Origin of the sequence: Candidatus Accumulibacter meliphilus (genome assembly GCF_036625345.1) — a bacterium.
In the GTDB taxonomy this organism is placed as follows: Bacteria; Pseudomonadota; Gammaproteobacteria; order Burkholderiales; family Rhodocyclaceae; genus Accumulibacter; species Accumulibacter meliphilus.
Window position 1 is genome coordinate 340,124 of record NZ_JAZKTZ010000007.1, and the last position, 24,393, is coordinate 364,516.

Genomic DNA, 24,393 nt, shown 5'->3' on the forward strand with positions numbered 1-24,393 from the left:
GCTCGCTGTGGGCCTCAGTCCAATGGCCTCCTGGTGCGCTGCAGCAGCCCTTGCAGCGCATGCGCCACCGACTGCGCGCGCACCGCCGAGCGGTCGCCAGCAAAGCAGCGGGTTTCGGTCTCGAGTCGCCCTTGCGGCCCAGCCCATGCGAAGCAGACTGTTCCCACGGGCCTGCCCGGAGACCCGCCAGCCGGACCGGCAACCCCAGTGACCGCCAGAGCCCAATCCGCACGGCTGCGACACAAGGCGCCGAGCGCCATTGCCGCCGCGCTGGCCTCACTTACCGCCCCGTACGCGGCAAGTGTTTCGGCGCCGACGCCGAGCATCTCGATCTTGGCATCGTTCGAATAGGTGACAAAACCCCGCTCGAACCAGCGCGAGCTGCCGGCAATCGCCGTCGCGCACTGCCCCACCCACCCACCGGTGCAGGATTCGGCGGTCGCCAGGCGCTCGCCATTGGCCAGTAGCTGCTCGCCAACTTCGGCGGCCAGCGCTTCCAGCGAAAATTGATCGCTGGCGCTCATGCCAAGATGAACCGCAGAATCGCCAGCACCAGCAAGCTATAGCCGGCAGCAACCAGGTCGTCGGTCATCACTCCGAATCCGTTCTTCACCTGCTCGTCGAAGTAACGCGCGGGTTGCGGCTTGCTGATGTCGAAAAAGCGGAACAGGCAGAAAGCGGTGGTCTGCCACAACCAGTTATCGGGACAGAACAGCAGCACCAGCCAGAAAGGTACGATCTCGTCCCAGACGATGCTGCCGTGATCGACGACACCCAGGTCGACGCCGGTCTTGTGTACCGCCAGCACGCCGCCGCCGAAACAGATGACAATGAAAACCAGCAGTTCGAAGTCGCTCATGTACGGACGCAGGAGCAGGAACGACAACCAGCCGAAGAGCGTGCCGAAAGTCCCCGGCGCGCGCGGCGACAAACCACTGCCGAAACCACAGGCTACCAGATGCGCGGGATGCGCCATGAGAAACTGCAGGGACGGCGGAGGGGGCGGATTGTAAGGATGGGGATCAGGCAAAGTGGTCGAATCCCCGGCCATCGACGGCTAGTTCCTGGCCGTCTTCGTCAAGTAGCGTCAGGCGGCTGGCGGCCGCAGCGACGATTCGACCGAAGCGCCAGAGCGGCAGATCAAGCTCGGCGGCCAGCGCGGCAAGCTCGAGCCGTCGTGCCGACGCTGCCGAGAAAACAAGCTCGTAGTCGTCACCGCCGGCCAGCTGACATTGGCGCGCGAACGCCGGGTCGACGCCGGCGGGCCTCGATGGCAGCTGCCCCACATGGACTTCGGCGGCAACCGCAGAGCGTTCAAGGATATGCCCGAGATCCGCGAGCAAGCCATCCGAAACATCGATGGCCGCATTCGCCAGGCGACGCGAGCGCAATTCCAGACCCAGTTCGACGCGTGGCCGCGGCTGTTGCAAGGCCGCCAGACAGCGTTTGGCGAGCGCCTCCGGGAGATCAGTCCGCCCCTGCAAATGGGCCAGCCCCAGGGCCGCCAGGCCCGGCCACCCGGAAACCCAGAGATCGTCACCGGGCAAGGCCCGATCGCGACGAAGCGCCTCGCCGGCAGGCAGCTCACCAAGCACCGTGAAGCACAGATTGAGCGGACCGCGCGTCGTATCGCCGCCGACCAGATCGACGCCGTAGCGACTGGCGCAGGCAAAGACGCCTTCCGAAAACGACGCCAGCCATTCCGCGCGCGCTTCCGGCAGGCTGCCCGCAAGTAGCGCCCAGCGAGGCTTGGCGCCCATCGCGGCGAGGTCGGAGAGGTTGACCGCCAAAGCTTTCCAGCCGAGCTGGCGGGGGTCGGTATCGGGCAGAAAATGACGGCCGGCAACCAGCATGTCGGTGCTGATCGCCAGTTCGCAGCCTGCCGATGGCACGAGCAGCGCGCAATCGTCACCGGGGCCGAGAACCGCCTGCGGCGTCGGCCTGGAAAAATACGTTCGGATCAGTTCAAACTCACTGGGCATCGCCGCTTCCTTGCCAATGCACGACTTACCGGGCTTGCTCGGCGACGCTGCTCAGCGTGCTTTGGCGCGTGCTGCGCGCTTGGCTTCGACCTCGGCCGGACGCAAACTGGCAGCCAGCTTGTCGAGTACGCCATTGACGTACTTGTGGCCGTCTGTACCACCGTAAGCCTTGGCCAGTTCGATTGACTCGTTGATGATCACCCGATAGGGCGTCTGCGGATAATTACCCAACTCGAAAGCTCCCGCCAGCAGGACGCTGGCCTCGATCGGTGACAGCTCGTGAAAAGGCCGATCCAGATACGCCTGTAGCTGCTCCTGCAGCACCGGACGCTGAACGAGAACACCGCGCAGCAACTTGACGAAGAACTCACGGTCAGCCTTGTCGAAGCCTTCGACATCGCCGAGGTGCGCTTCGATTGCTGCTTCGTCGTTGCCACTCAGCTGCCACTGGTAGAGCCCCTGCAGGGCGAACTCGCGTGCCCGGCGACGCGGTGACCTGGCGGCAGTGGCTTTGGCGTTGGCCTTGTTCGGCGAGACCCCGGCCATCACGAGCGCTCCCCGAGCGCCACCAGCAGATTGGCCATCTCGACCGCCACCTGTGCGCAATCGCCGCCTTTCTGCTGCATGCGTGCCAACGCCTGATCGTCGTCTTCGCAGGTCAGAATTCCGTTGGCGATAGGCACGCCGCTGTCGAGCTGCACTTCCATCAAGCCCCGGCTCGAATCGTTGGCGACGATCTCGAAGTGATAGGTTTCGCCGCGGATGACCGCGCCGAGTGCGACCAGGGCGTCGAAACGCTCGCTTTGTGCCATCGTCTGCAGGGCCAGGGGGATCTCCAGAGCGCCCGGGACGGTGGCCAGCGTAATGCGTGTTGCGTCGACGCCGAGGCGCTGCAGTTCCCTGAGGCAGGCGCTGAGCAGGCCTTCACCAATTTCCGGGCTGAAGCGGCTCATGACGATGCCGATCGCCAGCCCTTCGCCGTCCAGCGAAGCCGCACATTCGTCGATGTTCTCGTCGCGATGCACGGGAGGGGTGTTGTTACGCGTTGTCTGGGTGCTCATCAGAGTCCTTCAAGGTCGGTCAGTTTGGCAATATGGCCGGTGACTTCGAGGTCGAAGCCGGTCATGCTCGGCATCCGCCGCGGACTGGCCAGCAATTTCATTTTGCCGACCCCCAGATCGCGCAGGATCTGCGCTCCGATACCGTAGATGCGCGGGTCCCAACGCGCAGCCGGACGTTTGCTGGCGGCTGGCTCACGGAGCATGGCGAGAATATCCTGGCCGCTTTCGGGACGATGCAGCAAGACGATCACCCCCGCCCTTGCCCGCGCCAACGCCGCTTGCGCGACATCGAGCGAAAACGTATGGCGCTCGCCACCCGGGTCAAGGAAATCGACCACCGAGAGCGGTTCATGTACCCGCACCAGCGTCTCCTGATCGGGGCAGATCTCGCCTTTGGTGAGCACCAGATGTACTTCGTTCGAGGTGCAATCGGTATACGCGTGCAGCATGAACTCGCCGTGCGCAGACTGTACCGGTTTCGACAGCGTGCGCTCGACCAGGGTCTCGTGCTGGCTGCGGTAATGAATCAGATCGGCGATGGTGCCGATCTTGAGGCCATGCTGGCGAGCGAAGTCGACCAGGTCGTGCAGGCGTGCCATGCTGCCATCCTCGTTGAGGATCTCGCAAATCACCGCCGCTGGTTCGAGCCCGGCGAGCAGCGCCAGATCGCAGCCAGCTTCCGTATGACCGGCACGCACCAGGACACCGCCCGCGCGCGCCATGATCGGAAAGACATGCCCAGGCTGCACGATGTCGGTCGGCTCGGCGTTACGCGCCACCGCCGCCTGGATGGTCAGCGCGCGGTCCTGCGCCGAGATCCCCGTGGTCACCCCTTCGGCGGCCTCGATTGAAACTGTGAACGCCGTACTGTACGGACTCTTGTTGTCACGCGCCATCTGTGTCAGGCCCAGTTGCCCGCAGCGCGCTTCGGTCAACGTCAGGCAAATCAGGCCACGCCCGAAACGGGCCATGAAGTTGATCGCTTCCGGGGTAACATGCTCGGCGGCGAGAATCAGATCACCTTCGTTCTCGCGGTCTTCCTCGTCGACCAGGACGACCATCCGTCCGGCACGCATTTCGACAATGATTTCTTCGATCGGCGATACATCGCCAGAAGTGCTCTGTGGTGCCATTCTTTACATCCTCCGCGCCGGGCTTGCGCGCAACTAGGCCCACGCCAACTGGCGAAAGGCCATCGCCTGCTAAGACGGCCAGGTTCAATGCCGGTTCCTCGGACGCCACACCGCTCCAGCTGGGCATGGAAGGCAAAGCCCGCCTGGCAAACGCCGCCCCGGTCAGCATCGCTCCCGAGCCCGGCATTCTCTCAGTTTCCGGGCTTGACCGCTATGCAGGGATGAGGCAGTTGCTGCTAGCGGGGCTATTCGTCGACCAAGGTCCGGCCCAGCGATCGCCCAACAAGTCAATTATTCGTTTTATCATGGTCGACAGCGACGGCCCAGGGCCGTGGGCTGACCAATTGAACGGTAACTGGGTGTGCGTCGGCACATTCCAACGAGGGTGAATGCCAAGAGGGCGAAGGATCAGTTCAATGTCAATCAATGAGAGCTTGTTGTTGATCGCCGCAGGAATCGGCGTGGCCTTTTTCGCGTGGCGCTCCTTCAACACACGTCGTTCAGCGAACGAGCAAGCAAAACGGACGGCAATTGAAGACGCGGCCCGTGCCGAAGCCGAGCGCAAGGCCGCCGAGGAAGCTGCTCGTGCCGAAGCCGAGCGCAAGGCCGCAGAAGAAGCCGCTCGCGCCGAAGCCAAGCGCAAGGCCGCAGAAGAAGCCGCTCGTGCCGAAGCCGAGCGCAAGGCCGCAGAAGAAGCCGCTCGTGCCGAAGCAGAGCGCAAGGCCGCAGAAGAAGCCGCTCGTGCCGAAGCCGAGCGCAAGGCCGCCGAGGAAGCTGCTCGTGCCGAAGCCGAGCGCAAGGCCGCAGAAGAAGCTGCGCGTGCCGAAGCCGAGCGCAAGGCCGCCGAGGAAGCCGCTCGTGCCGAAGCCGAGCGCAAGGCCGCCGAGGAAGCCGCTCGTGCCGAAGCCGAGCGCAAGGCCGCCGAGGAAGCCGCTCGTGCCGAAGCCGAGCGCAAGGCCGCCGAGGAAGCCGCTCGTGCCGAAGCCGAGCGCAAGGCCGCCGAGGAAGCCGCTCGTGCCGAAGCCGAGCGCAAGGCCGCCGAGGAAGCTGCTCGTGCCGAAGCCGAGCGCAGGGCCGCTAGGGAAGCGGCGCAGGCCGAGGCCGACCGCCGGGCCGTTGAGGAAGCCCAGCGCCTGGAAGATGAGGAACGTCTGGCGGTCGACCAGGCCATTGCTCGAGAAACAGAGCGCCAGGCAAGTGAGGAAAATACCCGTCGGGCGGCGGAACGGAAAACCGCCGAAGACGCACGGCAGCTCGCCGCGGCCAGCACCGCGACCGTCGCGCCGGCAAAAGCGAAGACGCCAGAAGAAACAGTGGTCATGGTCGCAGACGATTCCAAGGTGGTCCGCGTCAAGACCGGCCGGCTGCTGGGCGCGCAGCACTATCAAGTGGTAATGGCTGAAGACGGACTGGACGCCGCCCGGCAAATCGAGAGCGCCTTACCCGATGTACTGATTACCGACGTTGATATGCCCGGCATGAGCGGCTTGCAACTGACGCGGCAGCTGCGCGCCAATGCGGCGACCGCAGGGCTGCCGATCATCATGGTCACTTCGGACAGTGAGCAGTTGCGCGGTGAAGCCCACACCGCCGGCGTAAACGTGCTGCTCGGCAAACCCTACCCCGAAGCGCAACTGCTCGCCCATATTCAGAGCTTGCTTAGCGGACAGAGCGGCGCTTGAGGCAGCACGCAACCAGCAGCGGCGATATGGAGAGGGAGAGCACGGCAAGGTCCGAACAAACGCCGACGCGCGCGGAACGAAAACCCGCGCTGACCGAGTTCGTCATCGTCTGCCTGTGCGCTGAATGGTGCGGCGTTTGCCGCGAGTACCAGGACGGCTTCACGAAGCTTGCCTGCCAGTTTCCGGGAGCAGGATTTCACTGGCTGGATATCGAGGAGCACGCCGACGATCTGGGCGACATTGATGTGGACAACTTCCCGACGCTACTCATCAAGCGCCGGGACCTGGTCCTTTTCTACGGGACGATGCTGCCCACAGCGAGTCACCTGAGACGGACAATCGAAGCTTTCCTCGAACAAAGCATTGAAGAAAGTCAGGAATACGCTTTCTCGAACGTCGAGCGGCACGGCTGGCAGGACGACGAGGACCTGCGCCGACTCAACGCAGCGCGCCTGGGCGACCTCTGCCCACAGGCCTAGCCAAGGCCGCGCCGTACCGCGCCTACAGGGCGACCAGAACGCCCTGCTCGTCGCGTAGGGTACCGACGCGGATCAGGTCGTGAGCCAGACGCTGTGCCAGCGTCTGGTTACCGAGCTTGAGATAGCGCGCGTTCACGCTCTGGCAGAAACTCAGGCCGGCCAGAAAATCGGGCAGATCGGCGCGTGGTAGCTGTCGCCTTTCCAGCAAAGCAAAAGCAAGGATCACCTTCAGCGCGTGCCAGACGAGCAGGTCGATATCCTGTTCGAAAGCCGCGAGCCGCCGATAGGCCCGCTGAAAAGCATCTTCGACCTCGATGAACGGCGGGCCATGACCGGGGATCACCACCTCGACCGGCAGGCGAGCCAGCACGTCGAGCGTTTCACGCGCCGCCTTCAAGCCGCCGGCATCTTCCGGATGGCCGAGAATCTCCGAGAAGATGACCCCGAAGCCGTTCCGCCACAGGGCATCGCCGGAGATCAGGATGCGTCGCTCGGGGTTGTAAAAGGCAAGCGCGTCCATGTCGTGGCCGGGAACCGCGATGGCCCGCCAGTTGAGACCGCCGAGCTCGCTTTCATCGCCGGCGGCAATCGTCGCATCGTGGCGAAAACGCGTCGCGGACTGGCCAAGCGGCGATAGCAGGAGCGCCTCTTCGTCCCACTCGGCAATCGTCGCGTCTATGCCGTGCGGAACAATGACCTGGCAGCCGAAAGCCGCGCTCACCGCTGCGTTGCCGCCGATATGGTCGGAATGGGAATGGGTGTTCAGCAAACGTGTCAGCCGCCGACCGGCCAACGCGTGTTCGAGCAAGGCGACCGTCTGCTGGGCCTGCGTGACGTAGCCGCTGTCGATCAAGGCCGCCTGCTCGCCTTCAAGAAAGACGATATTGTTCGACGACAACCAGCCGCGCTCGAGAACCAGCAGGTTCTCGGGCAGCATCAGGGACCGCCCGGAGGGTCGTCGGGCGACATCAGGACTCGCCCGGAGAAGCGCCAGGCGGCATCAGTGCTTGCCTGGAGAATCGCCGTCCAGCCCCGCATCGACGACCCGCAGCGGACGCGCTTCCTCGGCGACGATCCCCTGCGAAGCCTCGGCTACCGGCTCGGGAGGGCGTCCACAGCCAAGGCAGTAACCCGAATCGGGGTCGAACATGCACACGCCGACGCAGAGATAGTCGTCTTCAGTTGCGCTCATTCTCGATGACCCTGCTCAAGTAATCCACTGCCGACCGGTCTATTCTTCACTCGCTCACTCCTCGCCTCTGCTACGGCCCGTCAAGGCTCACAGTCGCCACCGAAGTCCCCGCCTGCCGCACAGCCAGTGTGCTCGACGCGGCGACGCTCGACAGCCACCAGTATGTTCAGACGCTGCTCGTCCCGCGCTCGGCTCCAGACGGCGATCTCCTCGATGGTCCGGAAGCAGCCGACACAGAAACCGCCGTCGTCGTCCATTTTGCAGACGTTGATGCACGGCGAAGCGACGTTTGGCGTCGGCAGTTGACTCACGACAATCTCCTCCCCTTCAAAGGCCTTGCTCCTGCTTTTCGCCAGCCCGCTGGCGGGCGAGCAGCGCACGCGCCGCTTTCGACGCCGGTTCGCGGCCCAGATGACTCGAGATGAACTGGCCGGCAGCGAGCAACTTGTCCATATCGACGCCGCTCTCGATGGCCAAGCCCTGCAGCAGATAAACGACATCTTCGGTGGCCACGTTACCACTCGCGCCGGCCGCATAAGGACAACCACCGAGGCCGGCGATCGAGCTGTCAAAGACCGCCATGCCCATTTCCAGCGAAGCGTAGATATTGGCGATCGCCATCCCGTAGGTGTCGTGGTAATGGCCCGCCAGGCGCTTCATCGGCACCACTGCCGCACAGGCCTCCAGCATTCTCTGCACCGACGCCGGCGTCCCGGCACCGATGGTATCGCCGAGGGAAACCTCGTAGCAACCCATGTCGAGCAGCTGCCGCGCGACCCAGGCAACGCGCTGCGGATCAACGCTGCCTTCGTAGGGGCAGGCGACCACGCATGACACGTAAGCACGCACGCGTATGTCGAGCGCGCTGGCGGTGTCGACGACGGCAGCGAAGCGCTTCAGACTTTCGGCGATGCTGCAGTTGATGTTCTTCTGCGAGAATGACTCGGAAGCGGCACCGAAAATTGCAACTTCCTGCGCCCCCGCTTCTACCGCCGCGTCGAAACCCTTGAGGTTGGGCGTCAAAACCGGGTAGGCCACCTGCAGTCGGCGTCGCGGACTCGCCAAGACCGCGCGCAGGACCTCGGCGTTGTCTGCCATCTGCGGCACCCATTTCGGCGACACGAACGAGGTCGCCTCGATGGCCGACAGGCCGGCGTCGGCGAGACGTTCGATGAGTTCGACCTTGATCGCCGCCGGGACGATCTGCGCCTCGTTCTGCAGGCCATCGCGGGGACCGACTTCGACCAGTTTGACCTGTGCCGGCAGCGCCATCTCAATTGTCCGCGGCAAAATCGACCAGTTCGGCGCCGTCAGCCACCTGATCGCCGGCGGCGTAGCAGAAAGCTTTGACGATACCGTTCTTCGGCGCGGTAATCGTATGTTCCATCTTCATCGCTTCGAGAATCAGCAGCGCGGCGCCCTTTTCCACCTGCTGGCCAGGCACCGCCAGCAAGGCCACCACCTTGCCCGGCATCGGTGCCGTCAAGCCGCCACCCTGTGTTCCGCCGGCTTCAACCAGGTGCAGGGGATCGTCGCGCAGAATGACGTAAGTGGTGCCATTGAGGAAGACGTGCCGTTTCTGTTCCTGCTTCTCATTGACGGCGACGACGCTGGCCACCAGGCGACGGTCGTCCAGCTCGACCGCCAGCTGGCCGGCAAAGCGACCGCTTTCGAGAACCCGCCCGCGCGCCAGCACCGACTCGCCAGCCAGCGCCAGGCGCCAGCCATCGGCCTCGTAAGCAACGGCCACTTCGTAGGCCGAATCGCCGCTACGATAGGTTAGCGTGCGTTGCGACTGGATGTTCAAGCGCCAGCCGTCGTGCGAACTCCACGGCGACCAGGGGTCGCCCGAATGGCTGGCCCTGTTGAGCGCCGCCGCCTGCTCGCGGAGCAGACCGGCGACCGCGGCGACAAAGAACACATTCCGCGGTGGTTCGCTGCGGGCCGGGAACAGGAACTCGCGGCTACGCTCGATCAGGCCGGTATCGAGATCGGCGTCGGCGAAAGCCGGGCAGACCACCAGGCGTGACAGGAACGTGACATTGGTACTGACGCCGACGATGCGATAGTCGGCCAGCGCCTGCCACATGCGTGCCAGGGCCGCGTCGCGGTCGACATCCCAGACGACGAGCTTGGCGATCATCGGGTCGTAGTAAGGCGAGATTTCGTCGCCTTGTTCGATGCCCGTATCGACGCGCACATTGAGGCTCTCGGCCGGTGGCGAGAGATGCACCAGTCGCCCGGTTGACGGCAGAAAGTCCTGCTCCGGATTCTCGGCATAGATACGCGCCTCGAGCGCGTGCCCACGGATTTCCAGTTGCTCCTGGCGCAGCGGCAGCGGCTCGCCGCTGGCGACGCGCAACTGCCACTCGACGAGGTCCTGCCCGGAAATCATTTCGGTCACCGGATGCTCGACCTGCAAGCGAGTGTTCATTTCCATGAAATAGAAACTGCCGTCGTGCACAAAAGTGTCACTGGCGATGAACTCGACGGTACCGGCACCGACATAGCCGACTGCGCGCGCGGCATCGACCGCCGCCTTGCCCATCGCCGCACGCCGGGCCGCGCTCATTCCCGGAGCCGGCGCCTCTTCGAGGACTTTCTGGTGCCGGCGCTGCACCGAGCAGTCACGTTCGAAGAGATGGACGCAATTACCCTGCGTGTCGGCGAAAATCTGGAATTCGATATGCCGCGAACGACTCAGATACTTCTCGATCAGCACCTTGTCGTCGCCGAAGGACGAGGCCGCCTCGCGCTGACACGAAGCCAGCGCTACGGCAAAATCCTCGCCGCTCTCGACCAGACGCATGCCCTTGCCACCGCCGCCAGCCGCGGCCTTGATCAGCACCGGATAGCCGATCGTGTCGGCCTCTCGCTGCAAGCGCCCCGGGGCCTGGTCGTCGCCGTGATAGCCCGGCGTCACCGGGACGCCGGCCGCGCTCATGATCGCCTTGGCGGCCGACTTCGAACCCATGGCGCGGATCGCTGCCGCCGGCGGACCAATGAAGACGATCCCCGCCGCAGCACAGGCGTCGGCAAAGACGTCGTTCTCGGACAGAAAGCCGTAGCCCGGATGAATCGCCTGCGCCGCGGTACGACGAGCCGCGTCAAGAATCCGCTCGCCGACCAGATACGATTCGCGGGCGGCAGCCGGACCGATGCACACCGCCTCGTCGGCAAGGCGCACGTGGCGGGCATTGGCGTCGGCCTCCGAGTAAACGGCGACGCTGCGCACGCCCAGACGACGAGCAGTCTTGATCACTCGGCAGGCAATCTCGCCGCGATTGGCAATCAGAATCTTGGTAAACATCGGAGCACCTTTCACCTTCACGCCGCCAGAGCGGCGCGAGTAGCGGAGTCAGCAGCGGCAAGCTGCAGGACAATAGATCTTGATCTCCGGGCAGCGTTCCCCGGCAACTCGGCGCCTCACGCGAGCAGCCAGTGCGGCCGCCGCTTTTCGAGAAAAGCGGCGAGACCTTCCTGGCCTTCCGGGCTGGCGCGCACACGGGTAATGCGTTGCGCCGTTTCGGCGATGGTCTCCTCGTCGATCGGCTGCCCGGCAACGACGCGTATCAGCGCTTTGCACTCGGCCTGCGCGCTTGGGCTATTGACCAACAGGCTATCCACAATCTCGCCGATGGCTTCGTCGAGTTGTTCGTCACCGGGAACGATTTCGTGCAGCAAGCCCATTCGATAGGCTTCGGCGGCCGAAAAGCGCTCGGCGGTCAGCATGTAGCGCCGGCTGTAGCGCTCGCCGATGGCCGCCAGAACGTAGGGACTGATTACCGCCGGGATGATTCCCAGCTTCACTTCGCTGAGCGAAAAGACGGCATCGTAAGTGCCGACGGCGATATCGCAAGCGGCGATCAAGCCGACGCCGCCGCCGTAGGCAGGCCCCTGGACACGCGCGATGGTCGGCTTCGAGAGTTCGTTGAGCGTCGACAAGAGCTCGGCGAGGCGATTCGCGTCGCGCAGGTTTTCCTCCTCCGAGTAGTTTGCAGCCGCGCGCATCCAGTTCAGGTCGGCACCGGCGCAGAAGCTTTTGCCGGTAGATGACAGGACGACGGCGCGAACCTCGGGGTCGGCGTCGAGTGCACGCAGGCCGGCGGTGATCTCGGCGATGAGTTGCTCGTCGAAGGCATTGTGGCGCTGCGCCTTGTTCAGCGTCAGAATGCCGACGCCGCCATCGACCTCGGTCACTATGGATTGGTAGTTGCTCATCAAAGCCTCGTTCACATCCGGAAAATGCCGAACTTCGTCGCTTCGGCAGGAGCGTTCATCGCCGCCGACAGGCCGAGCCCGAGGACGCGGCGGGTGTCGGCCGGGTCGATGACGCCGTCGTCCCAGAGACGGGCGCTGGCGTAGTAGGGGTGCCCCTGGAGCTCATACTGGGCGCGGATGGGCGCCTTGAAGGCTTCTTCGTCGGCAGCGCTCCACGACTTGCCGGCGGCTTCGATGCCGTCGCGCCTGACCGTTGCCAGAACCGCCGCCGCCTGCTCGCCGCCCATCACCGAAATGCGCGCGTTCGGCCACATCCACATGAAACGTGGGGAGTAGGCGCGACCGCACATGCCGTAATTGCCGGCGCCGAAAGAACCGCCGATGACGACGGTGAATTTTGGCACCTTGGCACAGGCGACAGCGGTCACCATCTTCGCGCCGTCACGGGCGATACCGCCGTTTTCGTACTTGCGACCGACCATGAAGCCGGTGATGTTCTGCAGAAAAAGCAGCGGGATGCCGCGCTGCGCGCACAGTTCGACGAAGTGGGCGGCTTTCAGCGACGATTCGGAAAACAGGATACCGTTGTTGGCAACGATGCCGATCGGATAACCCCAGACGCGCGCGAAACCGCAGACCAGGGTTGTTCCGTAACGCGCCTTGAACTCGTCGAAGTCCGAGCCATCGACGATGCGGGCGATGATCTCGCGGACATCGAAAGGCTTCTTGGTATCGGTCGGGATCACTCCGTACAACTCTTCCGCCGCGTACAGCGGCAGGCGCGGCTCGCTCAGGGCGAGCGCCGGCCGCTTGCGCCAGTTGAGATTGCCGACGATGCGGCGAGCGATGGCCAGTGCATGCGCATCGTTTTCGGCGAGGTGATCGGCGACCCCCGAGATGCGCGTATGCACGTCGGCGCCGCCGAGGTCTTCGGCGCTGACCACTTCACCGGTCGCCGCCTTGACCAGCGGCGGCCCGCCGAGAAAAATCGTCCCCTGATCCTTGACGATGATTGATTCGTCGGACATCGCCGGCACGTAGGCGCCGCCGGCGGTACATGAGCCCATCACCGCCGCGATCTGCGGGATACCGGCCGCCGACAGATTGGCCTGGTTGTAGAAGATGCGCCCGAAATGCTCCTTGTCGGGAAAGACCTCCTCCTGCATGGGCAGGAAGGCGCCACCCGAATCGACCAGATAGATGCATGGCAAGCGGTTCTCGCCGGCAATCTCCTGCGCCCGCAAGTGCTTCTTGACGGTCAGCGGGTAATAGGTGCCACCTTTCACCGTCGCGTCGTTGGCGACGATCATGCACTCGACGCCGTTCACCCGACCGATGCCGGTGATCAGCGAGGCGGCCGGCACCTCGAAGGGATTCTCGGCACTGCCGCCATACATGCCGTAGGCCGCCAGCTGCGACAGTTCGACGAAGGGCGAGCCGGGATCGACCAGGGCGTTGACGCGCTCGCGAGGCAGCAATTTGCCGCGGGCCAGATGTTTCTGGCGCGCGCTTTCAGGCCCCCCGAGGGCGATGCGCGCGACGGTTGCGCGCAGATCGGCGACGACGCTGCGCATGGCCTCGGCGTTGGCCTTGAAATCAGCGCTTCGCGCGTTGAGCTGGGTTTGCAACACGGGCATCAGAAACCTCCAGAGGTCAGCCAGCGGTCCATTTGTGGCAGGCGGTCAACGCCAAAAAATGGCTCGCCGTCGATGATCATATACGGTGATCCAAAAACCCCCCCGGCCAGCGCTGCGTCACATTCACTTTTCAGGCGCTGCTTGAGCGCGGCGCCGGCGAGCGCTTCTGACAGGATATCGCGGTCGACACCCTGCTGCGCTGCCAAGTCAAGCACCACATCAAGAGAGGAAACGTCGCGACCATCGACATAAAGGGCACGAAAAACCGCCTGTGCGAAAGCGCGCGCAAGTTCACAGGCCTGCTCATAATCCTGATCGTGGAACCAGTAAAAGGCGCGCGCCGCGTGCTGCGTGGCAAGCGGAAAGTTCGCCGGATGCGTGTAGGGCAGCCCGAGGAAGCGCGCCGAGCGCGCGAAGTCGTGTATCGAGTACTCGCCCTTTAGCGGCACCAGGGTCAATGGTGCCGCACCGGTGTGCTTGAACACCACGCCGAGAAGAATCGGCCGCCACCTAACGGTGCGCCCGTGGCGCGCGGCCAGTTCGTCGATCTTCTCGGACGCCAGATAGCCATAGGGGGACGAGAAGTCAAAGTAGAAGTCTATGGGTTCGGACATGCTCTGTTTCTCCCAAGGCGTTTAGGTGTTTGTGGGCCTGCGGTCGAGCTGCGCCCGTCCGTAACACTTTCAGCGGCTTCTACAAGCGATCACGGCGCGAGCCCGGCCAGCCGGGCAAATGCGGTGGCGAGTGGGCGTTGCGCCAGGCCGGTGTCCGCCCGCGCTCACAGCGCGTAGCGACTCATGTCAGGCGTCGGCAACGGCGCGACCGATGACCAAGCGCTGGATGTCGTTGGCGCCTTCGTAAATCTGGCAAACGCGCACGTCGCGGTAGATCCGCTCGACCGGAAAGTCGCTGACGTAGCCGTAACCGCCGAGGATCTGGATGGCGTCCGAACAGACTTTCTCGGCCATTTCGGAAGCGAACATCTTGGCCATCGAGGCTTCTTTCAGGCAGGGCTTGCCGGCATCCTTGAAAGTTGCGGCGCGCCAGACCATCAACCGTGCGGCGTCGATCTGGGTGGCCATGTCGGCGAGACGAAAGCTGACTGCCTGGTGCTCGATAATCGGTTTGCCGAAAGTCTCACGGTCCTTGGCGTATTGCACCGCGCATTCGAAGGCGGCACGGGCCATGCCAACCGACTGCGCGGCGATGCCGATGCGGCCGGCTTCGAGATTCGACAGGGCAATGCGGTAGCCGTCACCTTCGCCACCGAGCAGGCTGGAGGCGGGAACGCGGCAGTTTTCGAACAGGATCTGGGCGGTATCCGAAGCGCGCTGACCCATTTTTTCCTCGATGCGGGCGACGATGTAGCCAGGCGTATCGGTCGGCACCAGGAAACACGAAATGCCTTTCTTGCCGGCCGCCTTGTCGGTGACGGCGAAGACGATCGCCACCTGCCCGTATTTGCCGGTGGTGATGAACTGCTTGACGCCGTTGAGGACGAAATCGTCGCCGTCGCGGTCGGCCCGAGTGGTGATCGCCGCGGCATCGGAACCGGTGTGCGGTTCGGTCAGGCAGAAGCAGCCGAGCTTCTCGCCGCTGGCCAGCGGTTTCAGCCAGGTCTCCTTCTGCTCGTCAGTGCCGTATTTCATGGTGATGCCGCAGGCCAGCGAGTTCTGGACGCTGACGATGGTCGAAGTGGCGCCGTCGCCGGCGGCGATTTCTTCGATCACCAACACCAGCGACATGTAGTCCATGCCGGCACCGCCCCATTGTTCAGGAACGACCATCCCGAGTGCACCTAGCTCGCCGAGCTCGCGCAAGGCTTCCGCCGGGAAAGTGTGATTGCGGTCCCATTCGCCAGCAAAGGGGGCCAGGCGCTCCTGCGCGAATTCACGCAGCGATTCGCGGATCATCTCCTGTTCCTGAGTCAGAATCATGCAGCTTTCTCCTTGAAATTGGCACCAGACGCTAATTTCGCGCCAGCGCGATTGGTAATGTAGACACCGGTGATTACCAGGGCTCCACCGCTCAGCACCGCCACCCCGAGCCGCTCGCCGAGCAAAATGGCGCCAAGCATGACAGCGCTGACCGGCACCAGATTGATGAACGCTGCCGAGCGCGTAGCGCCGATGCGGTGCACGGCCTCAGCGTACCAGGTGAAGGCCAGGGCGGTGCCGAAAAGACCCAGAAAAGCGATCGCACTCCAGCCACGCCAGCTCGTTTCTGCCAGCGAAAACAGCGACCCCTGCAGCAGCGCCGCAGAAGTCAGCATCAACCAGCCGGTAAGGCTGGCGCCGAAAGTCATCGCCAGCGGTGACAGCGAGCGAGTACCTCGCCGCCCGAGGAAAGTGTAGACCGTCCACATCACGGCACAGCCGATGATCAGCCATTCGCCAAGGCCCACCTCACCGGCGATGAGCAGGTAAGGATGACCATTGGTGACCACCAGCAAGCAGCCGAAAGCAGCCAGGCCGATGCCGAGCGCCTTGCCCGGCGACATCGGCGCGCCGAACAGCAGGCAGTCGCTGGCAGCGATCAGCGCCGGCGTCAGGGCCACCACCAGAGCGCCGCGACCGGCCTGGATCATGGTCATGCCGTAGAGAAAGCAGACGTTGTAAAGGAAAATGCCACTGGCGCCCATGGCGCTCAGCGTCAGCCACTCGCCGACCGACCAGCGTGGCCAGCCTTCGCGAACGACCAGCAGCGCGCCGAGAACCAGCGCGGCAAGCAGGAAGCGCCAACTGGCCACGGCCAGCGGTGCGGCCTCGCTGACCGCGATGCGTGCGGCGACCCAGGTCGCCCCCCACAGCGCCGCCGTCGCAATCAGCTTGAAATAGGTTGCCGGCGACGCCGCCACGCGCTCCAGGGCCACTGACAAGGAAGCCCCCACACTCAGCCCTGCAAGGCTTCGAGCGCTGTCAAGTAAGTAGGCAGCAGGTCGTCCGGGCGATGCACGGTAAAGCCGAGGTCGCGCATCAAACCGTCCTTGAGGCCGTAGATCCAGCCGTGCACGGTCAGCGCCTGGCCCCGCTGCCAGGCGTCCTGAACGACGAACGTCTGGCAGACGTTGGCTACCTGTTCGAGGACATTGAGCTCGCACAGGCGATCGTGTCGCTTTTCAGGCGGCAGGCCATCGACACGCGCCAGATGCTTGTCGTGCACGTCGCGGACGTGCCGCAGCCAGATGTCGACCAATCCGACGCGATCGCGATTGAGTGCCGCCTTGACGCCCCCGCAGCCATAATGGCCGACAACCATGACGTGCCGAACCTTGAGCGCATCGACGGCGAACTGAATCACCGACAGGCAGTTGAGATCGGTGTGCACGACGACGTTGGCCACGTTGCGATGCACGAAGATCTCGCCCGGTAGCAGGCCGACGATCTCGTTGGCCGGCACCCGCGAGTCCGAACACCCGATCCACAGATACTCCGGCGTCTGCAGCTGCGACAGACGCATGAAGTACTCGGTATCGCTTTCCTGCATGCGATTCGACCAGGCACGGTTGAAGTCGAAAAGGTGAAAGAGGTTTTCGTTGGCCACTTCTTGCTCGGTCCAGTTCTGCAGATCGAGAGCCAGGAACATCGTCCCTTCGATCGGCGTCTGGTAGTAGGCTGGCGCTTCGTGAAACCCCAATTCGCGATACAGGCGCACGGCGACACGCATCGCCGGCAGGGTGTCGAGCAGCAGCCGCTTGTAGCCGATTTCCTTGGCCGCCTTGATCGCCGCCAGCGCCAGCTCGAGGCCGACACCGGCACTACGCTGACTGGGCTCGACGTATAAGCGCTTCATTTCGCACAGTCCCGCGGAGAGCGGCCGGATGCCGACGCAGCCAGCCGGCTGGCCGTTACGCTCGGCGTAGAAGAGGCGACCGGCGGGAGCGGCATAGGCCCCCGGCAGCGAAGCCATTTCCTCCTCGAAACCCTGGAACGACAAATCGACGCCCAGCCAGGCGGCGTAGGTGCGAAAGAACTGGCGAACATGTTCCACCGCGGCGGTGTCGTCAGCAGTGAGATTACGCAGAGTGGTGGTCATGATCTTCTCGAAGACTAGGTGCGTGGATTGAAAAATAGTGGCTGAAAATGCGTGCACCGCTGGCGCAAGGGATGCGCCCTGCCCGCTTGCGCCGGCGGCATGCGCTGCGTTCTTTGCGCTGCGTTTTGCGCCTCAAAGGGTGTCGGCGAATAGTTCGCGACCGATCAGCATACGACGGATTTCCGAAGTACCGGCGCCGATCTCGTAGAGCTTCGCGTCGCGCCACAGCCTGCCGGCCGGATACTCGTTGATGTAGCCATTGCCGCCGAGCGTCTGGATCGTTTCGCCGGCCATCCAGGTTGCTTTTTCGGCAGCGTAGAGGATGGCACCGGCAGCGTCCTTGCGCGTCGTTTCGCCGCGATCGCAGGCCTGGCCCACGGCATAGACGTAGGCCCGACAGACGTTGAAAGTGGTGTACATGTCGGCGACCTTGCCCTGCATCAACTGGAACTCGCCAATCGCCTGACCGAACTGCTGGCGGTCGTGCAGGTAGGGCAGCACCAGATCCATCGCCGCGGCCATGATCCCCAGCGGGCCACCGGCGAGCACCGCGCGCTCATAGTCGAGGCCACTCATCAGCACGCGCACGCCGCCGTTGACCTGGCCAAGCACATTTTCCAGCGGCACTTCGCAGTCGTCGAAAAACAGCGGGTAGGTGTTCGAGCCGCGCATGCCGAGTTTGTCGAGTTTGGATCCGCAGGAGAAACCTTTCATTCCCTTTTCGACGATCAGCGCGCTGATCCCTTTCGGGCCGGCGTTGATGTCGGTCTTGGCGTAAACCACCAGCGTGTCGGCGTCACCGCCGTTGGTGATCCACATCTTGCCGCCATTGAGCAGGAAATGATCGCCCCTGGCTTCGGCGCGCAGCTTCATGCTCACCACGTCGGAACCGGCGTTGGCTTCGGACATCGCCAGCGCGCCGACGTGCTCGCCGGAAATCAGCTTCGGCAAGTAGCGGGCTTTCTGCGCCGCGTTGCCGTTGCGACCGATCTGATTGACGCAGAGGTTGGAGTGCGCCCCGTAAGACAGGGCGACACTCGCCGACGCCCGCGAAATTTCTTCCATGGCGATGATGTGCGCCAGATAGCCGAGCCCGGTTCCGCCGTACTCCTCATCGGCGGTCATCCCGAGCAGGCCCATGGCGCCGAGCTTGCGCCACAGGTCGGCGGGGAACAGATTGTCACGATCGATGGCCTCGGCACGCGGCGCGATTTCGTCAGCAGCAAAGCTGCGAATGCTTTCCCGCAGCATGTCGATCGTTTCGCCGTGGGCAAAATTGAGGCTCGGATATTCCATGTCTCTCGCTCCTTGGGTGGGCTTGGTGGTGACTTAGCGCGGGTGCTTGCCGCGCAGGGCAAGCTTCAGACGCGTGCGGTGACGGCGCGTGAAGACGCGTGTCCGCCCCTCGCGCATCGGCGACAGCAGACCCTGGTCTTCGTAGCAACGGATCGTTGGCGGCGTGACGTGAAACTCTCGCACCAGATCGGAAATGCTGAAGGTCGTCGCTTGCTGGTCCACCGCAGGGCTGTCCAGAGTCTGATCACGTGTAGAATGCTTCGCTGCAGAGGCCATCAGGGGCCAGCCTCCTGAGCGGCCAAGTTTATAGATTTCGGACGTTTTTACAATCCACGGCCAAATGCTCCCCGACTACCCTTTTGCTACCCCGCCGGCTGGCGGAGAAACGTTTTCCGTCGCTCCCGGAATCCACTGGTTGCGGATGCCGCTGCCTTTCGCGCTGAATCACATCAATCTCTGGCTGCTCGAGGACGACGACGGCTGGACGATTGTCGATACCGGTTTCGCTCTCGATGCGGTCAAGGCGTGCTGGCAGACGATACTTTCCCGGCTGGGTACCAGCGAGCGTGGCGGGCGTATCGTGCGCATCATCGTCACCCACTTTCACCCCGATCACCTCGGCCTGGCGGCCTGGCTGCAGGAGCAGACCGGCGCGCCGGTGTGCATGACGCTGGGCGAGTATCTGACCGCGCACGCCGTCTGGCACGAAATCGGTGGCCACGGCAATCAGCCGATGCTGCGCCAGTTTCGCGCGCACGGACTCGACGCCGACCGTTGCGCGGCGCTGGAACGCCGTAGCGGCAACTACAACCGCGGCGTACCGAGCCTGCCGACCAGTTACCAGCGCCTGTTTGGCGGCGACGAGCTGCGCATCGGAAAGCACCGCTGGCAGGTCCGCCTCGGCTTCGGCCACTCCCCGGAACACGCAGCGCTCTACTGTCGCGAGTTGGGGATCCTGATTTCCGGTGACATGCTGTTGCCCAAGATCTCGACCAATATCAGCGTCTTCGCAGTCACCCCGCGGGCCGATTCGCTAAACGACTTCCTGAACTCGATCGACCGCTACCGCGAACTGCCTCCCGAAACGCTGGTGCTGCCGTCGCACGGATTGCCGTTCCATGGTATCGAGAACCGGGTCAATGCCCTGCATGCGCATCATGAAGAGCGGCTGCAGCTTCTCGAAGATCAGTGCACCAGCCCGCGCAGCGCAGCTGATTTGCTGATGACCCTGTTCGCGCGCGATCTCGACACCCATCAGACGATGTTCGCCATGGGTGAGGCGATCGCCCATCTCAACCGGCTCGAGCACGCCGGCCGACTGCTGCGCAGCGAGGACGACAACGGCCTGATCCGCTTTGTCAGAAGGCAGGATGCTGCCAGCCCAGCAGGAAAACCCGCAGGACACTGACCAATGAAATTGCCGCCAGCGAGTGCCCAAGACCGATCTCTGCCTGCACCCGCAGAGGTCGCCGACAGCTATCTGGAAGTCGCCCAGCGCGCATCGCTGCTGCTGCGTCGGCACATGAAGAAAACCGCCAGGAAAGGCATCTGGTTCCCCAGCGAGGAATTCGCGGGCGCCAAGGCATACATGGATCTTTCGGCACGCCTGCTGGCCAGCCCCTACCGTCTGGCGCAAACACAGATGGCGATGATGCGTGACCATATCCAGCTGTGGCAGCAAACCACACTGCGCAGAATGGGCCTGCCGTTCCACAGCGTGGTTGGCCCGGACGCGGACGACACACGCTTCGACGACCAGGCCTGGGAGGACAATTTTCTCTTCGACTTCATCAAGCAATCCTATCTGATCACGGCTCGCCACCTGCACCAAACGGTGGCCAGCGCCGCGAGCCTCGACGAAACGACCCAGCAACGGGTAAACACGCTCACCCGGCAATACGTCGACGCGTTATCGCCAACCAACTTTGCGCTCACCAACCCCGAAGTGCTGCGCGAAACGGTGGACAGCAAGGGCAAGAACCTGCTCAAGGGCTTGAAACACCTGCTCAAGGATCTGGCCGCAGGCGACCAGCAAGGGCTGCCACGGCCCGACGACAGGGGTGACTTGCGCCTCGGCGCAGACCTGGCCGGCACCCCGGGCAAGGTGATCTACCAGAACGAGCTGCTGCAGTTGATTCAGTACCAGGCGGCCGGCAGCCATCAACACCGGAAGCCCTTGCTGATCGTGCCGCCGTGGATCAACAAGTACTACGTCTTCGACCTTGGCGACAGCGACTCCTTCGTCCGCTGGGCAAGCGAACAAGGCTTCACGACCTTCATCATCAGCTGGGTCGACCCCGACCAGCGACTGGCGCAGAAAGACTTTGCCGACTATCTCGTCGATGGCGTGCTGGCCGCGATCGACGCCGTTGAACAGGCGACCGGCGAGAAACAGATCGATCTCGTCGCCTACTGCCTCGGCGGCACGCTGCTGATGGCCACCCTCGCCTGGATGGCCGCCCAGCGCGATACGCGCGCGGCTTCGGCGACTTTCCTGGGGACACTGATCGACTTTTCCGAACCCGGCGAACTTGCGACCCTGGCCGAGGCGGCGGCTCCCGGGGCGAAAAAAACCGCTCGCTCGCGCGCTGGCCACGGCGCAGCGCTGGCCAGCACTTACCAGATGCTGCACGCCAACGACCTGATCTGGTCCTTCGTAGTCAATAGCTACCTGCTCGGCAAGGATCGCTTCCCGCTCGAACAGCTGCACTGGAATGCCGACTCGACGCGCATGCCGACGGCACTGCACCAGTTCTATGTAGAGAACTTCTACCAGGCCAACAAACTGTGCCAGCCGGGCGGCGTTGCTCTGGCCGGTGTCGACATCGACATCTCCCGGGTCAAGCTGCCGTGTTATTTCCTGGCCACCATCGAAGACCACATTGCCCCTTGGCAGAGCGCCTACCGCGGCGCGCAACTGCCGGGCGGTGCGCGGAGATTCGTGCTTGGCGGCTCCGGCCACCTGGCCGGAACGATCAATCCACCTGCCGCGAGGCGACACGGCTACTGGACCAACGACACGACTCCCCTGCCCGAAAAAGCAGACGACTTCCTGAGCAGCGCCACGCGGCACCACGGTTCATGGTGGACCGACTGGCAAAAATGGCTGCTCGCGCAAGCCGACGCCAATACCCTGGTCGTCGCCCGCCAGCCGGGCGAACGGGCGCTGAAAGTAATCGAGGATGCTCCCGGCAGCTACGCCGCCGGTCGCGGCGACCCGCCAGCGGCGGGCTAGACAGCTTGCCCCTGCTTGATCAAAGACCTGCCTGATGAGCTCGACCCTACTCCCCGACTACAGCGGCGGCAGCATCGTCAATCTGATGCAGAGCATCGCCACGGCCTGCGGCAGCAGGCGCTGTGACTACCCGCCACTGGCCTTGCTGTCGGCGGCGCAACTGGCCCGCGCACGGCATATCGTGCTGATGGTCGTCGACGGACTCGGCCAGCGGACCTTGAGCCGGCACGCCGCCAAGCTGCATCTGCACGACCACCAGCTGGGCAGTATGACCTCGGTTTTCCCGTCGACGACCGCCAGCGCGATCACCACCTTCATGACTGGCCTGGCTCCGGCGCAGCACGGACTGACCGGCTGGCACATGCATCTCGACGAGATCGACCAGACGCTGGCCATCCTGCCGCTGACTCCCCGCAGTGGGCCGTTGCTTGCCCCGCCCGAGCAGCTACCGCCACGACTTTTCGAACATCAGTCGCTGTTTCAGACGCTGAACCGAGAATCCTGGGTGATTGCGCCACAAAGTATTGCCAGCAGCGCCTTCAACACCTGGCACTCGCGCGGTGCGCAAAGCATCGCCTATCGCTCCTTGCCCGAAATCTTCGCCAGCATCAGCGAGCTGACTCAGGAAAAGCTCAAGCCGCGCTACATTTATGCCTACTATCCCGATCTCGATTCCCACTCGCACCGTTACGGAACCGACAGCCGCCAGGCACAGCAGACGCTGGCTGCGTTTGATGCCCATTTCGGCGAGCTGCGGCGGCGGCTGCGCGGCAGCAATACCTGGCTGCTGGTCACCGCCGACCATGGTTTCATCGATTCTCCGGGCCGCCGGGTGATCGACGTCGACGACCATCCGCAACTGGCCGCGCTCCTGCAACGGCCGCTATGCGGCGAGCGTCGCGTCGCCTATTGCTACGTTGCCGAGGCCAAGCGGCCGGCTTTTGAAACCTACGTCCGCCGCCATCTCGGTCGCGCCTGCCACCTCTACGCCAGCGAACAGCTGATCGCCGCCGGCTGGTTCGGGCCGCCGCCCTACCATCCTGCTCTGGCGTCGCGAGTTGGCGACTACACCTTGCTGATGAAGGACAACTGGACGATCAAGGACTGGCTGCCTGGCGAAAAGCGCTACACCATGCTCGGCGTGCACGGCGGCACCAGCAGCAGCGAGATGCGCGTCCCATTGATCGCCGTACGCGTCTAGCGGCAACGAGAAGTGGCGGCCACCCACTACCATATTCATTCCATCAGGGGGATCCAGAAAATGGCCAACGACAATAGCAAGAGCGCGCACACCGATCGTCTGATCGCGGACGCAGTGCGCAATCGTCAGAGCCGCGAGGAGGGTTATCGCGAACGGGCGCTTAAAATTTACCCCTGGATCTGCGGGCGCTGCAGTCGTGAGTTCAGCCACCAAAACTTGCGCGAACTGACGGTCCACCACCGCGACCACAATCACGACAACAACCCCGGCGACGGCAGCAACTGGGAATTGTTATGCCTGTACTGTCACGACAACGAGCACTCGCGACAACTCGACGCCGACGCCGCACGTCAGGCCGGGATCGATCCATCCGGCGCGAAAACCAAGGCCGTGGCGACCGGCCAGCCCTTTGCCAACCTCAAGGATCTGCTGAAACGCAAGTAGTCGGCAAAGTCTCTGGTGCGCGACTTTCACATTAAAGGCGACGGATCTTATCGAGCAGTGCGCTGGTGGAAGTCTGATGGATGAACGGCAAAGACAGGACGCGCCCCCCGCAAGCGCGCACTTCGCGGTTGCCGACGATTTTCTCGACCGGCCAGTCGCCGCCCTTGACGAGCACCTCGGGTCGGCAATCGAGGATGCGCTGCAGCGGCGTATCCTCGTCAAACCAGGTCACCAGGGTCACCGAGTCCAAAGCCGCGATGACCGCCAGCCGATCCGCCAATGCATTCACCGGCCGCTCGTCCCCTTTGCCAAGGCGCTTGACCGAGGCATCCGAGTTGACCGCCACCAGCAGCGCCGCGCCGAGGGCACGTGCCTGGGCGAGAAGCGTCACATGTCCGCGATGCACGATGTCGAAGCAGCCATTGGTGAACACCAAGGGCCGCGGCACAGCGGCGAGGCGCTCGGCCAGCTCATCTGGAGCAGCGATCTTGCTTTCGAAGGCCGGGAGTGCTGGGGCTGCGGCCGCTGCAGTGGCCGCCGGCAAGGTCGAGTCGCTCATTTTTTACTCCAGGAAACGGGTCGGGGCTGCCGGCTGGCGCGGTCGCGGCCAAGCCTGATTGCTTGGCGATGCGCGCCAGTTTCTCATCCGCCAAGCGGACCAGCAAGGGCTGACCGCCGGGGAACACGCGAAACTCGCCCGGGCAGCGCTCCAGCGCTTGTGCCCCGCCCCGTGACCTTTCACACGGAGAGTCGTTAAGCGACTCGCTATAATCGGCGCTCAATTGAGCAGCGCCT

General features: G+C 63.8%; 26 protein-coding genes and 1 pseudogene. 6 read left to right on the forward strand and 21 right to left on the reverse strand.

Annotation, left to right across the window (positions count from 1 at the left end):
* Positions 1-14: 14 nt before the first annotated feature.
* The 7 genes from V5B40_RS16395 to V5B40_RS16425 form a co-directional block, all read right to left on the reverse strand.
* Positions 15-524: a CinA family protein gene (locus V5B40_RS16395; protein WP_332355476.1), complete on the reverse strand. Its 510-nt coding sequence runs from the start codon at positions 522-524 to the stop codon at positions 15-17.
* Complete coding sequence (locus V5B40_RS16400) at positions 521-976, reverse strand: phosphatidylglycerophosphatase A family protein (RefSeq protein WP_332355477.1); 456 nt, start codon at positions 974-976, stop codon at positions 521-523. The genes V5B40_RS16395 and V5B40_RS16400 overlap by 4 nt, the downstream gene beginning before the upstream one ends.
* Before the next feature lie 46 nt (positions 977-1,022).
* On the reverse strand, positions 1,023-1,982 hold the full coding sequence (gene thiL / locus V5B40_RS16405) for a thiamine-phosphate kinase (protein WP_332355478.1): 960 nt from the start codon (positions 1,980-1,982) through the stop codon (positions 1,023-1,025).
* 51 nt (positions 1,983-2,033) lie between these two features.
* Positions 2,034-2,528 carry a transcription antitermination factor NusB gene (gene nusB, locus V5B40_RS16410; RefSeq protein ID WP_332355479.1) on the reverse strand — a complete coding sequence of 165 codons (495 nt, stop codon included), beginning with the start codon at positions 2,526-2,528 and terminating at the stop codon, positions 2,034-2,036.
* Entirely contained in the window at positions 2,528-3,007 is a 480-nt protein-coding gene (ribH, locus tag V5B40_RS16415; protein WP_332355514.1) for a 6,7-dimethyl-8-ribityllumazine synthase, read from the reverse strand. Before ribH ends, nusB begins: the two co-directional genes overlap by 1 nt.
* A gap of 35 nt (positions 3,008-3,042) precedes the next feature.
* Positions 3,043-4,176, reverse strand: coding sequence for a bifunctional 3,4-dihydroxy-2-butanone-4-phosphate synthase/GTP cyclohydrolase II (gene ribBA / locus V5B40_RS16420; protein ID WP_332355480.1), 1,134 nt, complete (start codon positions 4,174-4,176; stop codon positions 3,043-3,045).
* Positions 4,177-4,676: 500 nt separating this feature from the next.
* The gene (locus V5B40_RS16425) at positions 4,677-5,558 is read right to left on the reverse strand and encodes a hypothetical protein (RefSeq protein ID WP_332355481.1); all 882 of its coding nucleotides are present in this window, start codon (positions 5,556-5,558) and stop codon (positions 4,677-4,679) included.
* On the opposite strand from V5B40_RS16425, the gene V5B40_RS16430 reads away from it, so the two are divergent.
* Positions 5,496-5,858 carry a response regulator gene (locus tag V5B40_RS16430; RefSeq protein ID WP_332355482.1) on the forward strand — a complete coding sequence of 121 codons (363 nt, stop codon included), beginning with the start codon at positions 5,496-5,498 and terminating at the stop codon, positions 5,856-5,858. The two genes, V5B40_RS16425 and V5B40_RS16430, sit on opposite strands and share 63 nt — an antisense overlap.
* Before the next feature lie 26 nt (positions 5,859-5,884).
* A complete protein-coding gene (locus V5B40_RS16435; RefSeq protein ID WP_332355483.1) occupies positions 5,885-6,337 on the forward strand; it encodes a thioredoxin family protein in 453 nt (150 codons plus the stop codon).
* A 22-nt stretch (positions 6,338-6,359) separates the two neighbouring features.
* Here V5B40_RS16435 and V5B40_RS16440 read toward each other — a convergent pair whose 3' ends face one another.
* The 13 genes and pseudogenes from V5B40_RS16440 to V5B40_RS16500 form a co-directional block, all read right to left on the reverse strand.
* Positions 6,360-7,274 (reverse strand): MBL fold metallo-hydrolase, encoded by a 915-nt coding sequence (locus V5B40_RS16440; protein WP_332355484.1) that lies wholly within the window; start codon positions 7,272-7,274, stop codon positions 6,360-6,362.
* Positions 7,275-7,337: 63 nt separating this feature from the next.
* Complete coding sequence (locus V5B40_RS16445) at positions 7,338-7,529, reverse strand: DUF1289 domain-containing protein (RefSeq protein ID WP_332355485.1); 192 nt, start codon at positions 7,527-7,529, stop codon at positions 7,338-7,340.
* 80 nt (positions 7,530-7,609) lie between these two features.
* On the reverse strand, positions 7,610-7,840 hold the full coding sequence (locus V5B40_RS16450) for a DUF1289 domain-containing protein (protein ID WP_332355486.1): 231 nt from the start codon (positions 7,838-7,840) through the stop codon (positions 7,610-7,612).
* Between the two features lie 16 nt (positions 7,841-7,856).
* Positions 7,857-8,801: a hydroxymethylglutaryl-CoA lyase gene (locus tag V5B40_RS16455; RefSeq protein ID WP_332355487.1), complete on the reverse strand. Its 945-nt coding sequence runs from the start codon at positions 8,799-8,801 to the stop codon at positions 7,857-7,859.
* 1 nt (position 8,802) lies between these two features.
* The gene (locus tag V5B40_RS16460; protein ID WP_332355488.1) at positions 8,803-10,839 is read right to left on the reverse strand and encodes an acetyl/propionyl/methylcrotonyl-CoA carboxylase subunit alpha; all 2,037 of its coding nucleotides are present in this window, start codon (positions 10,837-10,839) and stop codon (positions 8,803-8,805) included.
* A 116-nt stretch (positions 10,840-10,955) separates the two neighbouring features.
* Positions 10,956-11,750, reverse strand: coding sequence for an enoyl-CoA hydratase/isomerase family protein (locus V5B40_RS16465; RefSeq protein WP_332355489.1), 795 nt, complete (start codon positions 11,748-11,750; stop codon positions 10,956-10,958).
* Positions 11,751-11,761: 11 nt separating this feature from the next.
* A complete protein-coding gene (locus V5B40_RS16470) occupies positions 11,762-13,387 on the reverse strand; it encodes a carboxyl transferase domain-containing protein (protein WP_332355490.1) in 1,626 nt (541 codons plus the stop codon).
* On the reverse strand, positions 13,387-14,001 hold the full coding sequence (locus V5B40_RS16475; protein WP_332355491.1) for a 2-hydroxychromene-2-carboxylate isomerase: 615 nt from the start codon (positions 13,999-14,001) through the stop codon (positions 13,387-13,389). The genes V5B40_RS16470 and V5B40_RS16475 overlap by 1 nt, the downstream gene beginning before the upstream one ends.
* A 186-nt stretch (positions 14,002-14,187) precedes the next feature.
* Positions 14,188-15,324, reverse strand: coding sequence for an acyl-CoA dehydrogenase (locus tag V5B40_RS16480; RefSeq protein WP_332355492.1), 1,137 nt, complete (start codon positions 15,322-15,324; stop codon positions 14,188-14,190).
* Entirely contained in the window at positions 15,321-16,259 is a 939-nt protein-coding gene (locus V5B40_RS16485) for a DMT family transporter (protein ID WP_332355515.1), read from the reverse strand. The genes V5B40_RS16480 and V5B40_RS16485 overlap by 4 nt, the downstream gene beginning before the upstream one ends.
* A 20-nt stretch (positions 16,260-16,279) precedes the next feature.
* Positions 16,280-17,422 carry a carbonate dehydratase gene (can, locus tag V5B40_RS16490; RefSeq protein ID WP_332355493.1) on the reverse strand — a complete coding sequence of 381 codons (1,143 nt, stop codon included), beginning with the start codon at positions 17,420-17,422 and terminating at the stop codon, positions 16,280-16,282.
* A gap of 132 nt (positions 17,423-17,554) precedes the next feature.
* Positions 17,555-18,718 (reverse strand): isovaleryl-CoA dehydrogenase, encoded by a 1,164-nt coding sequence (locus V5B40_RS16495; RefSeq protein WP_332355494.1) that lies wholly within the window; start codon positions 18,716-18,718, stop codon positions 17,555-17,557.
* Positions 18,719-18,763: 45 nt separating this feature from the next.
* Positions 18,764-18,940, reverse strand: a pseudogene (locus V5B40_RS16500) (MerR family transcriptional regulator); the annotation flags it as partial.
* 118 nt (positions 18,941-19,058) lie between these two features.
* Between V5B40_RS16500 and V5B40_RS16505 the strand changes: the two are divergent.
* From V5B40_RS16505 to V5B40_RS16520, 4 genes are read left to right on the forward strand one after another with little or no spacing between them, the layout of a single operon-like run.
* Positions 19,059-20,126: an MBL fold metallo-hydrolase gene (locus V5B40_RS16505; RefSeq protein ID WP_434735884.1), complete on the forward strand. Its 1,068-nt coding sequence runs from the start codon at positions 19,059-19,061 to the stop codon at positions 20,124-20,126.
* Between the two features lie 3 nt (positions 20,127-20,129).
* Entirely contained in the window at positions 20,130-21,953 is a 1,824-nt protein-coding gene (locus V5B40_RS16510) for a PHA/PHB synthase family protein (protein ID WP_332355496.1), read from the forward strand.
* Between the two features lie 34 nt (positions 21,954-21,987).
* Positions 21,988-23,154, forward strand: coding sequence for an alkaline phosphatase family protein (locus tag V5B40_RS16515; protein ID WP_332355497.1), 1,167 nt, complete (start codon positions 21,988-21,990; stop codon positions 23,152-23,154).
* Between the two features lie 60 nt (positions 23,155-23,214).
* Positions 23,215-23,598, forward strand: a complete 384-nt coding sequence (locus V5B40_RS16520) for a YajD family HNH nuclease (protein WP_332355516.1) — start codon at positions 23,215-23,217, stop codon at positions 23,596-23,598.
* Positions 23,599-23,629: 31 nt separating this feature from the next.
* Here the strand turns inward: V5B40_RS16520 and V5B40_RS16525 are convergent, their stop codons facing one another.
* Positions 23,630-24,157, reverse strand: coding sequence for an adenylyltransferase/cytidyltransferase family protein (locus V5B40_RS16525; RefSeq protein ID WP_332355498.1), 528 nt, complete (start codon positions 24,155-24,157; stop codon positions 23,630-23,632).
* Positions 24,158-24,393: the final 236 nt, after the last annotated feature.

Coding starts and splice junctions, on each gene's coding strand:
- V5B40_RS16480 (WP_332355492.1), bottom strand. CDS start 15,324: ATGATTCTGACTCAGGAACAGGAGATGATCCGCGAATCGCTGCGTGAA.
- V5B40_RS16515 (WP_332355497.1), top strand. CDS start 21,988: ATGAGCTCGACCCTACTCCCCGACTACAGCGGCGGCAGCATCGTCAAT.
- V5B40_RS16395 (WP_332355476.1), bottom strand. CDS start 524: ATGAGCGCCAGCGATCAATTTTCGCTGGAAGCGCTGGCCGCCGAAGTT.
- V5B40_RS16460 (WP_332355488.1), bottom strand. CDS start 10,839: ATGTTTACCAAGATTCTGATTGCCAATCGCGGCGAGATTGCCTGCCGA.
- nusB (WP_332355479.1), bottom strand. CDS start 2,528: ATGGCCGGGGTCTCGCCGAACAAGGCCAACGCCAAAGCCACTGCCGCC.
- V5B40_RS16440 (WP_332355484.1), bottom strand. CDS start 7,274: ATGCTGCCCGAGAACCTGCTGGTTCTCGAGCGCGGCTGGTTGTCGTCG.
- V5B40_RS16465 (WP_332355489.1), bottom strand. CDS start 11,750: ATGAGCAACTACCAATCCATAGTGACCGAGGTCGATGGCGGCGTCGGC.
- V5B40_RS16470 (WP_332355490.1), bottom strand. CDS start 13,387: ATGCCCGTGTTGCAAACCCAGCTCAACGCGCGAAGCGCTGATTTCAAG.
- can (WP_332355493.1), bottom strand. CDS start 17,422: ATGACCACCACTCTGCGTAATCTCACTGCTGACGACACCGCCGCGGTG.
- V5B40_RS16520 (WP_332355516.1), top strand. CDS start 23,215: ATGGCCAACGACAATAGCAAGAGCGCGCACACCGATCGTCTGATCGCG.
- V5B40_RS16495 (WP_332355494.1), bottom strand. CDS start 18,718: ATGGAATATCCGAGCCTCAATTTTGCCCACGGCGAAACGATCGACATG.
- V5B40_RS16510 (WP_332355496.1), top strand. CDS start 20,130: ATGAAATTGCCGCCAGCGAGTGCCCAAGACCGATCTCTGCCTGCACCC.
- V5B40_RS16435 (WP_332355483.1), top strand. CDS start 5,885: ATGGAGAGGGAGAGCACGGCAAGGTCCGAACAAACGCCGACGCGCGCG.
- V5B40_RS16475 (WP_332355491.1), bottom strand. CDS start 14,001: ATGTCCGAACCCATAGACTTCTACTTTGACTTCTCGTCCCCCTATGGC.
- V5B40_RS16445 (WP_332355485.1), bottom strand. CDS start 7,529: ATGAGCGCAACTGAAGACGACTATCTCTGCGTCGGCGTGTGCATGTTC.
- ribBA (WP_332355480.1), bottom strand. CDS start 4,176: ATGGCACCACAGAGCACTTCTGGCGATGTATCGCCGATCGAAGAAATC.
- V5B40_RS16455 (WP_332355487.1), bottom strand. CDS start 8,801: ATGGCGCTGCCGGCACAGGTCAAACTGGTCGAAGTCGGTCCCCGCGAT.
- V5B40_RS16430 (WP_332355482.1), top strand. CDS start 5,496: ATGGTCGCAGACGATTCCAAGGTGGTCCGCGTCAAGACCGGCCGGCTG.
- thiL (WP_332355478.1), bottom strand. CDS start 1,982: ATGCCCAGTGAGTTTGAACTGATCCGAACGTATTTTTCCAGGCCGACG.
- V5B40_RS16505 (WP_434735884.1), top strand. CDS start 19,059: ATGCTCCCCGACTACCCTTTTGCTACCCCGCCGGCTGGCGGAGAAACG.
- V5B40_RS16525 (WP_332355498.1), bottom strand. CDS start 24,157: ATGAGCGACTCGACCTTGCCGGCGGCCACTGCAGCGGCCGCAGCCCCA.
- V5B40_RS16400 (WP_332355477.1), bottom strand. CDS start 976: ATGGCGCATCCCGCGCATCTGGTAGCCTGTGGTTTCGGCAGTGGTTTG.